The following is a 13,686-nucleotide window of genomic DNA, read 5'->3' on the forward strand; positions in this document are numbered from 1 at the left end:
AAAGATTTCTTTGGAACCCGCAAGTTGTTTTGACTATTAACAAATTGGGTTGACTAACAACTGCAGAGTGATATCAATTGTCCTGCTTAACGTAGTCAAACTTAGGCAGGTAGCTTAACGATGAAGGTGGTTCCTTTGCCTTCTGCACTTTCGATTTCGATCGTTCCTTCGTGGGCCTCGACGATATTCTTGGCTAAGAATAGCCCTAATCCCCAGCCAGTCTTTTCTTCCGCAGCGGGAGTCCGACGAAATTGCTGAAACAGAATGGACTGAGTATCTGAAGGAATGGGAGAGCCTTGGTTGTGAACCGAAAGGTGAATGTGGTTGTTACATTCGTAAAGCTTGACCGTAATCGGCGTATCTGTATCACCATACTTCACGGCATTACTGGCTAAATTTTCAATGACTCGCCGAATTTGTTTGCGGCTGCAGTTGCTGGTAATGTTTGGGTCTGAGACTACGACAAAACGGTCTCCGTAGGTGAAGTTCAGGTCTTCAATGATGTCTTTGAGCAACTGAGCGAGGTTGCATTCCTCAAACTCTAGCTTTATGCTTTGACCTGCCCGTAGTCGACTGGCATCGAGCAGGTTTTGAATCATTGCATCCATGCGATCGATGGCGCTAATCATTCTTACCGTGATGTCTAGGTGAGCATCGCCTCGCTCAAACCGACGCAAAATTAGCTGCGTTCCCATCTTGACGATATTAACCGGACCTCTAAGGTCGTGGGTTAATGTCACCATAAACATTTCTTGGATATCTCTAAGTGTGTGGGAGAACTGTGTTGCGGCGTCGTTAACGGCTTGCTCAATGGAGTCGATAATAATGTCGCGCTCTCTTACCTCTAAAGGAGTTTCCTCCTCTAAGACCTGAAATATAACTTGGCGAAGAATGTGATATTCCAGAATGAGCTGGCTGACGGTGTAGTCAGCGTAGCCAGCGCGCTCATGGCCATGCTGCTTGCCAACGTGGGTGCTTTTTAGCTTAATTGTCTCAATTTGAGCCGAGGTTTTATCAGTTTGATCTGAGATTGCATCAGCCAGATGATTTAAGTAAACGGGCAAAGAGTTTTGTAAGGCTAGCGAGTCTTGATGAATTGATGCGCTCAACTCGTCACGAGTTCGCCTCTCCCAAATCTCCAGAATTTTTTTAGAATTCTGCCTAAGACATTCAGAAACTGAGTTCGACACCGTTTGTTCTGAGGATTGGGAAGCAGGCATTCTAAAATCGGTTATTTAAAATAATATCGAAACAGTTATATCAGGTAGCCTCAGAGAGATTCATCACCCATTTGGTAGAAGATGATTATCGGTAAGTTGCTGTCTGCAATCTTGTGCTGTTAGACATGGTAGAGCGATGCAATGGGCAGTTTAGGTGTAAATTCGATCGCTTTGAGCAGGTTTCTTCTATAGATTAAGCTTAAGTAAAATATCAACAAAGTAGATAGTTGCGAAATTTGCGATCACACATTACAGCGCGATCAAGCAAAACTAGCTGATAGCTAATGGCAATTTAAGGGATCGTTAGCTGCTTCGCTTCTCAGTTGAATCGCCCAGAGAAATTGTCGCCTAGGGTTAGTACCTAAGCATCTGTAATATTTCGAACTGACTATGCTGAAGAATGTTTGAGGGGCGATCGCTGCCCTTGATGACTCTAACCTCTGTCTTGCCCCGCTGGGGGCTGTTCTAAGACTAATGGGTAGCTATATGAGCGATTAGGAGTAGATGGTCTTGCGGATGCCGGGTAGCATAATGATTTGACTAGCAACTGTGGGAAAGGGGTGAAGCGTTGGGGATCAAGGCGATCGTTGTCTCCTCTAATAGACTCCGCAGCGCATGCCATACAAGTAAATGGTAGACAAAACGCCTAGACGAATTGGTATTATCTTGGACTCGCTTGCTAAGCGCATCGCCTTAGCAGCCCCCCAGCCCGCGCCGATATCATCTGGTGGTCAGGCGCTTTCGCTGAAGTGGTATCTCGTCCTATTGGTTGCGGGGACGTTGCTGCCGGTGGTGCTGTTTGCTGCTGCAGTCGTGTTTAGGCTGTCAAGCCAGGAGCAGGCTGCATCGGAGCGGCTGATGCTTCGAGAAGCCCGCAATCTGGCCTCAACCGTAGAAAGTGAATTTTCAAGCACAACTCGAACTCTACAGGCCTTAGCGGCTTCTGAGCAGCTTTATCAAGGCGACCTCGACAGCTTTCACAGTGAGGCGCAGCGGCTAACGGCGACGCAACCTACCTGGCTGACGACAATACTGCTGAAGCCCGATGGGCAAGAGCAGCTGAACAGTAGGCATTCCTTGAGCATGCCGCTAACCTACACCCCTGAGTCAGACAGTCTAGAGCAACTGGTCAAAACCCGTCAGCCTACGGTAGGTAACCTGGGTGAAGGGCAGCTGGGGTTCGACTTTACCTTTCCGGTGCTCGTACCCGTTATCCATGAGAGCAACTTACAGTACGTTCTGACGGCGCTCATTACGCCTGAGACCCTGGCTAAAGTTGTGGTTGCTCGCCTTCCGGTCGACGGAGAGTGGACGCGCGTCATTGTCGATGGTCAAGGTGTTGTCGTCGCTCGCACCCGCAATCCTAAGCGCTTCGTCGGCAAATCTGGCACACCCTCCTTCTTACAGCGTGTTGGGGCCACCAAAGAGGGCGTCTATCGAGATACCAGCTTGGATGGGAAGCAGGTATATGTCGCTTTTAGTCGGGTTCACAACACCCCTTGGACGGCGGCGGTCACGGTGCCGGTGGATGTGATCCAAAGGCCTATGCAGCGGGCAATGTGGTTGGTGATCGGGCCGGGTTTAGCGCTGCTTTTGGTGAGTGGCGTGGGTGCTTTTTTGCTGTCGCGCGAGATTTCTCGCAGTATTACCAAGGCTGCCTTAGCTGCCGAAGCCTTGGCTAACGGTGAGCCTCCCCAGGTGAGCACACTTTCCATTCGGGAAATTGTTTTGCTGGGGCAATCGCTAGAATTTGCGGCCGATTTGCTGTCGCAGCGGGAGCGAGAGCGCACCGAACACCTCATGCGTGCAGAATCTGCTAGAGAAGAAGCGGAGGCAGCCAATCGCATTAAGGATGAGTTTTTGGCAGTGCTATCCCATGAGTTGCGCACACCCCTAAACCCTATTGTGGGTTGGTCAAGCCTACTGCGCACTGGCAGGCTAGACCCTCAAAAAACGGCGTTTGCTTTAGAAGCGATCGAGCGCAATGCTAAACTGCAAACCCAGCTGATTGAAGATCTGCTAGACGTTACCCGCATTATGCAGGGGAAGCTGAACTTCAATATGATGGCGGTTAATTTAGGAGCGATAGTTGAGGCCGCTATCGGAACGGTGCGGTTAACTGCAGAAGCCAAGTCGATTAATATTCAAACTGATTTAGATTTGACGGTGGGGCAAGTTTTAGGCGATCCTACCCGTCTTCAACAGGTGATTTGGAATCTGCTCAGCAACGCTATCAAGTTCACGAATGAGGGCGGGGAGGTGATCGTTCGACTAGCGAGGGCTGGCTCCCAGGCTCAAGTTCAAGTTAGCGATAGCGGCAAAGGCATTGACCCCGATTTTATTGCTCATGTATTTGAATATTTTCGTCAGGAGGATGGTACAACCACCCGCAAATTTGGCGGCTTGGGGTTAGGGCTAGCGATCGTTCGCAATCTGGTGGAGCTGCACGGTGGCACTGTGCAAGCAGAAAGCCCTGGAGAAGGTCAGGGGGCAACGTTTACTATAAGGCTGCCGCTGCTGGAGCGTGAGGGGTAGTGCGATCGCACCACCTATCCTCAACCCGCCCACTCGGCACATAATTGAGCTAATACTGGCTAGAACAGCTAGCTGACACACAACCGCTCAAAGAACCTTTGCAGCGATTGCTAGAACACCGCCCTGATGGAGGAAGTTTGCATGAGCGAGCCTGAAAAACCGATCGCTATCTCCGTTGCTGAAGCTCCGCTACGAACGCGACCGTCACTCTACCCAGAGCCCTTTGCCTCTAAAATGGCGGGTCGTGAAAAGAGACCACTGGGAAATATTTTTGGACTGTCGAGCTTTGGTGTTAACCACGTCACGCTAGCGCCCGGTGGAGTTTCGGCCTTGCGTCATGCCCACACCACTCAGGATGAATTTGTTTACATTATTTCAGGTCAACCCACTCTAGTAACTAACGCTGGCGAAACACTGCTGCAACCTGGCATGTGTGCTGGCTTTAGAGCAGGGGATGGCGATGCTCACTGCTTGATTAATAAAACCAGCGAGGATGTTGTTTACCTTGAGATGGGCGATCGCAGCCCCAATGATCGGGTTTCATATCCCGACGACGACATTGAAGCGGTTCTCACCCCAGATGGCCAATGGCAGTTTAACCACAAAGATGGTTCGCCTTACTGAGCTAAATTCCGCTTAAATCTCGCTACAGCCGTTCATGCCACCTAGGCGCTAGGGCTAAGGGTTTTCTCATCGGCCTTACCCGCGATCGCCTGCTCGGCCATGGCCTTCAAGCGCTGAATGCGATCGTCGGTGGAAGGGTGGGTCATAAACAGCGTCATCATCCCTTCTTTAGAAAGAGGGTTGACAATAAACAGCGGTGCAAAGGCCGGATTGCCGTGGATAGGCACTTTTTGCCCCGTTTCCTCCAGTCTTTCTAACGCCCGTACCAGCGCTAGAGGGTTGCCGGTAATCTCAGCGGCTCCGGCATCGGCGGCATATTCTCGCGTTCTCGAAAGGGCCATGCGCAGTAGCCCAGCGGCAAAGGGAGCAATCACTAGCAGAAACAAAATGGCCAGGGGGTTGTTGCCGCGTCGTCCCCCGGCTCGGGCCATCGGAAAATACAGTGCCCCAAAGGTCAGAATGCGGCCTAAAAAGGTCAGCGACCCGGCCAGAGTGCCCGCTACCGCCTGGGTAAGAGTATCGCGGTTGCGCACGTGGGTCAGCTCGTGGGCGATAACGGCATCGAGTTCCTCGTCGGGCAATAGCTCAATAATGCCCTTGGTAAGGGCGATCGCGGCGTGATTGGGGTCGCGCCCCGTGGCAAAGGCATTGGGCGACTCCGACGGCACCAGGTAGAGGGTGGGGGTGGGAATGTTGGCGCGATCGCTCAGTTTTTCTAGCCGCTCATACAGCTCTGGAGCCTCTTCGCGGGGCGTAGGCTGGGCCTTAAATGCCGCCAGCGCTGCCTGGTCAGAGTAGTACCACGAGCCGAAGCTACTCACTGCCGCAAAGCCTAGCCCGTAGAGCAAGCCCGTCTCATTGCCGACTAGCAGGTAGCCCGCCAGCACAATCAGCCCGCTGAGCAACGCTAATAGCGCGAGGGTTCTGAACAAATTCATTCCAACCATAGATTGCTCCTCAGGCCATTGTCTGTGCTCTACAGCATCTCAGAGGTTGATGCGGCTGAGGTCTACCCAGGGAGAGAAAGCCAGGGATGTTGGCAAACGCGAGGGGCATAAGAATTAAGCGTTACACTTGGGCCTAGAGGTTAAATCGCGGGCCAATAGTCATGTATGAGATTGTCGTGGCGCTTCCAGAAGAGACCGCAGTTGCCTTGAATACCTCACTGGCGGCGATGGGTGAGGAAGTAAGATTGGCTGCAGCCATGAAGCTGTTTGAACTGGGCCGTCTTTCGTCTGGAGCAGCAGCAACGCTAGCGGGAATGTCGAGAACAGTGTTTTTGACGAAGCTAGCCGATTACGGCGTTAATACCTTTAATTTGACTGAAGCTGAGCTGGCTGAAGACTTGGCCAATGCTTGAGGTCATTGCTGATACCTCAGTCATGCAATACCTATTTCAAACCAATCATCTCTTCCTGTTGCCCAGTCTGTATGACAATGTAGTGCTGCCTGATGCCGTTAGAGATGAGCTGGAAACCGGTCAAACTCTCGGCATCTCGCTACCTAAACCAGGTGATTTTGAGTGGATTCAGCTCGTTTGCATAGATGAACAGAGCCTTGTACCTCAAATACCGGGACTGGGGCGGGGAGAACGAGAGGTTTTATCGCTAGCGGTAAATCGACCAGGCTCTGTGGCCTTATTGGACGATGGCTTAGCTAGGCAGTATGCGAAGCGTCTGAAGATTGGCGTTACTGGTACGCTAGGGGTTTTGCTAAAAGCCAAGCAGTATGGGCTTATTGTTGAGGTCGGATCGGTTTTGAAGGCTTTAAACCAGCTTGGTTTCCGGGTCAGTGAAGAAACCCGGTTAGGAGTTCTGAGGCTAGCCGCCGAAGCCTGATCACAAGGCTCTGCTTGGCAGAGTTCGCAGTATTAGCGACAACAACATAAGCAGTACCCCTAAACCGGTGAGTCAATCAACCCAGGATGCTCCTGCGGGCGAGGGCCGGAAGTATCCCAGAAGAAGCGGCGTTCTTCAGCGGTGATGGGGCGATCGTTGATGCTGGCTTCGCGGCGGCGCATGAGGCCGTTTTCGTCGAACTCCCAGTTTTCGTTGCCGTAGGCGCGGTACCACTGGCCAGCGTCGTCGTGCCACTCGTACTGAAAGCGTACCGAAATGCGGTTGTCGCTGTAGGCCCACACCTCTTTGATCAGGCGGTAGTCGAGTTCCTTATCCCACTTGCGACGCAAAAAAGCGCGGATGGCGTCGCGGCCCTGAAAGATTTCGGCCCGGTTACGCCAGTGGCTGTCTTCGGTATAGGCAAGGGCAACGCGCTCGGGGTCGCGGCTGTTCCAAGCGTCTTCCGCCATACGAGCTTTAGCGATCGCAGTCTCTAGCGTAAACGGGGGGACGATGGGAGTGGGCATAGGGGTGGATGAGTGGATGAGATGGGGAAGATGGAGAGAAGGAAAGGGCATAGGAAAGGCTGTTAGCGATCGCCAACAGCCCAGGGATTGTGAGTCAGGACGCGTAACCGGGGTCTACCACTTTTTGTAGGGCAGGAATTTGCCGTTCATGATCACTTTGACGCGATCGCCCTTCGGATCCTCAACCTTTTCTATATCAAGGGTGAAGTCGATGGCGCTCATAATGCCGTCACCGAACTTTTCGTGAATCACGGCTTTCATCGGCATGCCGTAGACCTGCATGATCTCGTAGAAGCGGTAGATCAGCGGGTCGGTAGGGATGACGGGATCGAGTCCACCTTTGACGGGGAAGTCGGTCAGAGCCTCGACCAGGGAAGCGTCGGCACCGAGCGCTTCAATGATCTTGGTGGCCTCTTCCTTAGAGGCGCTGGCCTGGCGGTAAAAAACGGAGGCAAGCCACACTTCGTCGCAGCCAGTTTTGGCTTCGAGGTCAGCAAAGCTGAGGCCAGCGGCTTTTTTGGCAGCCAGTAGTTTTTCGGTAATCGCGGAAATGGTCATAGCTAAAGTCCTCTTAAGTACGTCTAGTGGTCAATTCCGGCTCCCCTCTCCCTTAGGGAGAGGGGTTGGGGGAGAGGGTCAGAGGATCTGGCAGGATTCTCTGGTATGTAGCCACAGTGGGCGGTAGGTTACGGCAGAGCGAGGATAGTGTGAGGGAGCCGAGGTTGAGTGACCACCCACCCTACGGTTATTCGAGGTATACCCATCCACCCCCTACCCATCCACCCCATCACTCCCCTACTTCCCCACCCGCTCCGCCTCTACCGCGCGGGTTTCCCGAAACAGATGACTCTCCATCTCGGCCTTGAGGCCTTGGTAGGCGGGATGCTGCTGAATGGTTTCGCGATCGCGGGGCCGAGGGAAGGGCACCTCTAAAATTTCGTCGATGCGGGCGGCGGGGCCACGGGTCATCATGACGATGCGATCGCTCAGTAGCAGCGCCTCTTCGATGCTGTGGGTAATCATGATCACGGTCTTGCGCTGTTGTTCCCAGATGCGCTCGACCTCCTCCTGCAAAAAGGCGCGGGTGAGGGCATCAAGGGCGCCAAAGGGCTCATCCATCAGCAACATTTGAGGGTTGATGGCTAGGGCGCGGGCAATGCCGACCCGCTGGCGCATGCCGCCCGAAAGCTCGTGGGGGTGCTTGCGCTCGGCCCCGCTGAGGCCCACCAGCTGAATGTGCTCTTTGATGATGCGATCGCGCTTTTTCGCCGAAATCTTCGGGTCCACGGTTTCCACCGCAAACCGCAGGTTTTCTTCCACCGTCATCCAGGGCATCAGGGCGTAGTTTTGAAAGACCATGCCCCGGTCTGGCCCCGGCCCAGCGATCGGGGCACCGTTGAGCAAAATTTCGCCGCTAGTGATCGGGCTGAGACCAGCAATCATATTCAGCAGAGTCGATTTACCGCAGCCCGAGGGGCCGATGATCGACACAAAGGTATTCGGCTCAATGTCAAGGTTGATATCTTGGATGGCGACGAAATCGCGGCGGGTTTTGCCAGTGAGCTTGCTAAACAGATCTTTTTTGCCGGAAAAAACCTTCGCCACCTGGCGAATCGACAGCTGAGCTGTCTGCGATCGCATATCAACCGGGTCAACCGTGTTAACGGGAACAGTACTCATGAGTTTCGACCAAAGGCAACAAATTTTTCGAGGGCGGCAAACAGGCTATCCAGCAACAGCCCTGTCAAACCAATGATGAAAATGGCCACCAAAATATTTGGTATCGACAGGTTGTTCCACTCGTTCCAGATGAAATAGCCGAGGCCCGTGCCGAGCAGCATCTCTGCCGCTACAATTACCAACCAGGCAATGCCCATGCTGATCCGCAGACCTGACACAATATTGGGCAGCGCCGCCGGAATTATTACCTTCCAGATGGTGCGCAGGCGTGAGGCCCCCAGGGTTTTAGACACGTCTAGGTAATCCTGGTTGACGTTGGCCACCCCAAAGGTGGTGTTGATCAGCGTCGGCCAAATGCTGGAGATAAAGATGATGAAAATGCCGGTTTTCTCAGAATCGCGCAGCAAATACAGACCTAGCGGTAGCCAAGCCAGAGGCGAAATCGGCTTGAGCAGCTGCACGTAGGGGTTAAACGCCTTAAACGCCACCGGCGAAATGCCGATCAAAATGCCAAGGGGCACCGCCACCAACGAGGCCGCAATATAGCCGATCGCCACCCGCCGCAGGCTAATTAGCAAATTCCAGCCGATGCCGAGGTCATTGGGGCCGTTGCGGTAGAAAGGATTAGTTACCCACCACCAAAATTCTTTGATGGTCTCGGTGGCGGTAGGCACGCCCTTCACAAACCAGCCCGATTTTGCCCCAATTTCCCAAAACAGTAGAAAGGTGCCAAGGGAGAGCATAAACAGCGCGAACGCTCTCACGTTTTCGTTGTGCCAGAGCGGTGTCTGCCGCTCCGCTCTGTTCAATCCAGGCGTGCTGTGACTTGCCGCCATAGTTCAATACCTCCTAAAAACTGCGCCAGCAAACCTGCTTTAGACCGGCCTCAAGCTACCGATGGGACCCAGGTCTAAGCCTTGAGGAAACTTATTTACCAAACTGGTCAATTTGGCCTTTGACATAGTCCGCCGACGCGGTTGGGTCAAAGGTGTCGAAGGCTAGGGTTTCGGTGCGATCGGTCTCGAAGGGGGGCTCTTGACCCAGCTCTAGGGCCAGCTCGCGGGCCAGGTCAGTTAAAAAGACCTCTTCGCCGACCTGGTCGATGTCGCTGTTGCTGACGGTTGCAGCGGTGTTGCCCTCCCCCAGCAGCTCCCAGCGCACCAGCTGGGACGAAATCCACTTGGCGAAACTCTGCCAGGGGTAGGGCTCAAAGCCGATGCGATTGGGCTCTGAAAGGGTGTTGCCTTGGCCATCGTCAAAGTTGCCGGTCAGCACCGCTTCAACCACCTCTGGAGGCTGGTTGAGAAAGGCGCGATCGGAAATCGCGGCGGCAATCTCAGAGCGGTTGGCAGGATCTTGGGCGTAGCCCGCCGCCTCGATGATCGCCTTATTCAACGACCGGAAGGCGTTGGGGTTGGTGGTAATCCATTCGTCGCTGGCGGCGAAGGCACAGCAGGGGTGTCCGTCCCACAGCTCTTTGCTGAGCATGTGAATATAGCCAGCGCCTTCGTACACAGCCCGCTGGTTGAACGGGTCGGGCATCAGCATGGCGTCAATATCCCCAGCGATGAGCTGGGCAATGCTGTCTGGCGGGGGCACGGGACGAATCTGCACGTCCACGTCAGGGTCGAGGCCACCGGAGGCTAGGTAGTAGCGCAGCAGCAGGTTGTGCATGGAGTAGGGGAAAGGCACGCCGATCACAAAGCCCTTAAAGTCGGCAGGGCCATCTACCTTGCCCTTGTGGCGCTCGGCCACGGTAATGGCCTGACCGTTGACGTTTTCAATGCTGGCCAGCTTGACGCCAAAAGCAGCGGAGCCGAGACCCAGGGTCATGGCGATGGGCATGGGGGCCAGCATGTGGTAGGCGTCGAGTTCGCCTGCGATCGCCGAATCCCGCACCGCGCCCCAACTCGGCATTTTCACCACCGTGGCGTTAAAGCCGTACTTTTCGTAGAAGCCCAGGGGCTCCGACATAATGATTGGCGTCGCGCACGTGATCGGGATAAAGCCCACCTGAATGTCGGTTTTCTCCAGGTTGCTAGTGTCAACGGGGGCCACGGTCGACTCTTCTGCCGCAGGCTTGTCGCTCCCACCAGCGCAACTGGCCAGGGTGACCAGCGCCGCACCTACGGCCATATTGCGCAGAAACTCTCGACGGGTTGCTCCACTGTTGCGTACCGAGTCAGCAAAGAAGAGCCCGGCCTGGGGGCCAAAGGCGGCCGCAAAGGCATTTTCTAATCCACCAGCCTGCTCACACAGCGCCAAAATCAGCTTTTCGCGTTGGGGGTTGTTGTGGCCCACTCGTTTGAGAAAAAGTGCCTTGCGCAGCTCATAGGCGTTGACGGTGTCGGCGGCGCGCAGCTGGTTTTGCTTATAAACCCCCATTTTCACCAGGTCGTCGACCATATCGACCGGGTCTTGGGGCATGGTTTCCATAAACCGCAAGTGATCACCCGTAAAATGCACCGTGCCACAATCCCGACAGGGGCGACCGGGCAGCATCAGGGATGGTGATGCGCAACCCAAACTGCCCCAGTCGTTGAGCGACTTTGCTACTGCTGAAATGGCCATAAACAGATGGTTGAACGCGACAAAAACCTTTCCCCGGCCAACTTGAAAACCCGGCTGAACTACTTAGGCGACAAGCACTGATCTGCCCTGATCGCCCTACTTTTGCTTGCGGGTTGGATTAAGTTACTAGACAGGTTACCAAGCCTAAATCAAAAGCGCACTGGAGCAAATTTTGGATGTAGTAGGACTTTCTTTTGAAAATAATTTGAAGCCTAAAACCAAGCACTAATCTGTTGTTTCTGATACAGAAACTTGTCTCCATGCTTGGGGAGAAACACCGTGGAACTGACGAAATTGACGGGTGAAATAGCCCGCATCACTATAGCCTGAAGCTTCGGCAATTTGGCGGATGCTATTGGCAGTAGTGGCCAGCAGAGTTTTGGCTTCGGCCAAGCGGCGCTCAATAATCCACTGCTTTATCGTACGCCCGGTGTGTGACTGCACCAAATTAGTTAAATAGGCTGGGGAATAGCCTACATTCTGGGCCACATCGTTGAGGCTGATTGGCTTTTGGTAGTGGGCTTCAATAAAGCAAAAGACGTTGGCTAGCTTGGGTTCGACGGGAAAAATGTTGGTCGATAGGGAAGCCTGAGACGGTTCTTGGGGGTGGCTTCCCTCATCGGCGTAAAGCTTTGAGAGTTGCTCCTGGCGCTGTAAGCGGCTGTTGATGGCGGCCAAAAACTGCTCGACGGTGCAGGGTTTGGTTAAGTAGTCGTCAGCCCCTAGCTCCATACCTCGGCGCAGGTCAGCCATAGTCACTTTAGCAGTGAGAAAGATGAGGGGAATTAGCGCCGTCTGCCTTGTTTTACGTAGGGCAGAGAGTACTGAGTAGCCATCCATATCAGGCATCATGATGTCGCACACGACTAAATTGGGGGTATGCTGCTGGGCCATCGCTACCCCAGTGGTGCCGTCGCTAGCCCCCACGGCACGAAATCCCTCAAACTCTAGGCATTTGAGAAAAAGATGGCGAGTTTGGGTTTCGTCTTCAATGATGAGAATCGTCTTCACAGTAATTCTCGTTTTTGGGTCAGCAGCATTCTCTGTGGCGGTTAAAGTACTAATTTTTATAGATTAAATTTACTGGATTAAGTAATATCAATACAACCCAAACGGAGTCCAAGAGCTGAGCTGCCGCTTGGAAAAATCCAAACTTTTATCAAGACGCTTGTCACTACTATTGAGAGTAGTTAATTTGGCTATATTTCTGTAGTAAACCTTAGGGGAACATGCTGTTGTATAGGGTGATACTTTCTCCCTCGTCAGCGCGATGGCCTTGGGGTTTACTTGCCCCTGGAGTCGGCAAAATGTTTTGTTGCGATCGCTACCCAGATGACTCAAACCTACTGGCTACCCCCTAGAGAGACTGCTTCGCCCACCGCACCCCTGGGGCAGCTAGAGCACCTGCGCCGCCAGCACCAGCTAATTCTCAATGCCGTGGGCGAGGGCATCTACGGGCTGGATATGGCGGGCAACGTCACCTTTGTAAATCCTGCTGCTGCTGCCATGATTGGCTGGTCAACCGACGAGCTGATCGGTCAGTCGATGCACGCAGTCATGCACCATTCTCTGGCCGATGGTCGCCCCTACCAACGGGAGGCCTGCCCAATCTATGCGGCCTTTCAAGATGGCAGCGTGCGCCGGGTGACCAATGAGGTGTTTTGGCGCAAAGATGGCAGCAGCTTTCCGGTGGAATATATCAGCACCCCCATGCGTGATGAAGAGGGGCGACTGATTGGCACGGTGGTGACCTTTCGCGACATTACCCAGCGGCGCTGGGCTGAGCAGATTTTGCAGCGGGCCAACGAAGAGTTGGAGCAAAAGGTGCAGGAGCGCACGGCTGAGCTGCAGAATGCCAACCAGCAGCTGCGGCAGCTGAGCGACCTGCGATCGCGCTTTGTCTCCATGGTCTGCCACGAGTTTCGCAACCCGCTCAACAACATTGCGCTGACGGTATCGTCGCTCAACCGCTACGACACCCAGCTGCGTCCCGACGAAAAAACCGACTACCTGCTCACCATCAACGCCAACGTTGAGCGCATGACCCAGATGATCGACGACATTTTGGTGATCGGCAAGATCGAGGCCAAGGTGTTGGAGGTCAACCCCAAACCATTAGATCTAGTAGCTTTTTGTCAGGAGCTGTTGGCCGAGGGCGATTACCGGCGGCCCCAGTGCCCAATTCAGTTTGGCTGCCGCAGTCGCCAGGTGCTGGCCTGTTTGGATGAGCGGCTGCTGCGATCGATCCTCAGCAACCTGCTGTCGAACGCGATTCGCTATACCCCAAGCGATCGCCCCATCGGGCTCAAACTGGCCAAGCAGCGGGGCCAAGTCATCTTCAAGGTGCAAGACGAAGGCATTGGCATTCCTGCAGGCGATCGCAGGCAGCTGTTTGAGCCCTTTCACCGCGGCCAAAACGTCAGCAACATTCCCGGCACGGGGCTGGGCCTGAGCATTGTGAAGCAGTTTGTGCAGCTCCAACAGGGCTCTATTAGAGTCACCAGCCGGGTGGGAGTGGGAACTACTTTCACGGTTAGCCTGCCAGCGTAGTGGGCTTACTTAAGAGGTGGCAGGAAGCCTGCGGCTGAGCGATTCGCGAAGCGTAAAACCCACGGCATCCTAGAAACAGGAACCGACTCGGAACGATCCTCGTTCCAGAGTCGCGTCTGGATCCGCTCTGCATTTGCTTTA

General features: G+C 53.9%; 13 protein-coding genes. 5 read left to right on the top strand and 8 right to left on the bottom strand.

The genetic code is table 11. The features are described 5' to 3' along the window. Positions 1-101 precede the first annotated feature (101 nt). On the bottom strand, positions 102-1,064 hold the full coding sequence (locus H6F59_RS05610; RefSeq protein WP_397192941.1) for a sensor histidine kinase: 963 nt from the start codon (positions 1,062-1,064) through the stop codon (positions 102-104). Between the two features lie 822 nt (positions 1,065-1,886). Between H6F59_RS05610 and H6F59_RS05615 the strand changes: the two genes are divergently transcribed. Further along, positions 1,887-3,755 (top strand): ATP-binding protein, encoded by a 1,869-nt coding sequence (locus H6F59_RS05615; protein WP_242021278.1) that lies wholly within the window; start codon positions 1,887-1,889, stop codon positions 3,753-3,755. A gap of 141 nt (positions 3,756-3,896) precedes the next feature. Further along, a complete protein-coding gene (locus H6F59_RS05620; protein WP_190696232.1) occupies positions 3,897-4,379 on the top strand; it encodes a cupin domain-containing protein in 483 nt (160 codons plus the stop codon). Between the two features lie 41 nt (positions 4,380-4,420). Here H6F59_RS05620 and H6F59_RS05625 read toward each other — a convergent pair whose 3' ends face one another. Continuing rightward, entirely contained in the window at positions 4,421-5,326 is a 906-nt protein-coding gene (locus tag H6F59_RS05625) for a M48 family metalloprotease (RefSeq protein WP_190696235.1), read from the bottom strand. A 161-nt stretch (positions 5,327-5,487) separates the two neighbouring features. On the opposite strand from H6F59_RS05625, the gene H6F59_RS05630 reads away from it, so the two are divergent. Continuing rightward, positions 5,488-5,739 carry a UPF0175 family protein gene (locus H6F59_RS05630; protein WP_190696238.1) on the top strand — a complete coding sequence of 84 codons (252 nt, stop codon included), beginning with the start codon at positions 5,488-5,490 and terminating at the stop codon, positions 5,737-5,739. Next, positions 5,732-6,217: a DUF3368 domain-containing protein gene (locus H6F59_RS05635; RefSeq protein ID WP_190696241.1), complete on the top strand. Its 486-nt coding sequence runs from the start codon at positions 5,732-5,734 to the stop codon at positions 6,215-6,217. Before H6F59_RS05630 ends, H6F59_RS05635 begins: the two co-directional genes overlap by 8 nt. Before the next feature lie 59 nt (positions 6,218-6,276). On the opposite strand, the gene H6F59_RS05640 is transcribed toward H6F59_RS05635, so the two are convergent. From H6F59_RS05640 to H6F59_RS26960, 6 genes are all read right to left on the bottom strand, one after another. Continuing rightward, positions 6,277-6,744 (bottom strand): nuclear transport factor 2 family protein, encoded by a 468-nt coding sequence (locus H6F59_RS05640; RefSeq protein WP_190696244.1) that lies wholly within the window; start codon positions 6,742-6,744, stop codon positions 6,277-6,279. 114 nt (positions 6,745-6,858) lie between these two features. After that, positions 6,859-7,302 carry a cyanase gene (cynS, locus tag H6F59_RS05645; protein ID WP_190696246.1) on the bottom strand — a complete coding sequence of 148 codons (444 nt, stop codon included), beginning with the start codon at positions 7,300-7,302 and terminating at the stop codon, positions 6,859-6,861. Positions 7,303-7,539: 237 nt separating this feature from the next. Then, entirely contained in the window at positions 7,540-8,424 is an 885-nt protein-coding gene (locus H6F59_RS05650; protein WP_190696249.1) for an ABC transporter ATP-binding protein, read from the bottom strand. Continuing rightward, on the bottom strand, positions 8,421-9,260 hold the full coding sequence (gene ntrB / locus H6F59_RS05655; RefSeq protein ID WP_190696252.1) for a nitrate ABC transporter permease: 840 nt from the start codon (positions 9,258-9,260) through the stop codon (positions 8,421-8,423). The genes H6F59_RS05650 and ntrB overlap by 4 nt, the downstream gene beginning before the upstream one ends. 91 nt (positions 9,261-9,351) lie before the next feature. Continuing rightward, complete coding sequence (locus tag H6F59_RS05660; RefSeq protein WP_199325652.1) at positions 9,352-10,926, bottom strand: ABC transporter substrate-binding protein; 1,575 nt, start codon at positions 10,924-10,926, stop codon at positions 9,352-9,354. 294 nt (positions 10,927-11,220) lie between these two features. Continuing rightward, positions 11,221-12,006, bottom strand: coding sequence for a response regulator (locus tag H6F59_RS26960; RefSeq protein WP_190696259.1), 786 nt, complete (start codon positions 12,004-12,006; stop codon positions 11,221-11,223). A gap of 321 nt (positions 12,007-12,327) precedes the next feature. Here H6F59_RS26960 and H6F59_RS05670 point away from each other — a divergent pair, with 321 nt between their 5' ends. After that, positions 12,328-13,545, top strand: coding sequence for a PAS domain-containing sensor histidine kinase (locus H6F59_RS05670; protein WP_190696261.1), 1,218 nt, complete (start codon positions 12,328-12,330; stop codon positions 13,543-13,545). Positions 13,546-13,686 lie beyond the last annotated feature (141 nt).

This window comes from Nodosilinea sp. FACHB-141 (assembly GCF_014696135.1).
Taxonomy (GTDB): Bacteria; Cyanobacteriota; Cyanobacteriia; order Phormidesmidales; family Phormidesmidaceae; genus Nodosilinea.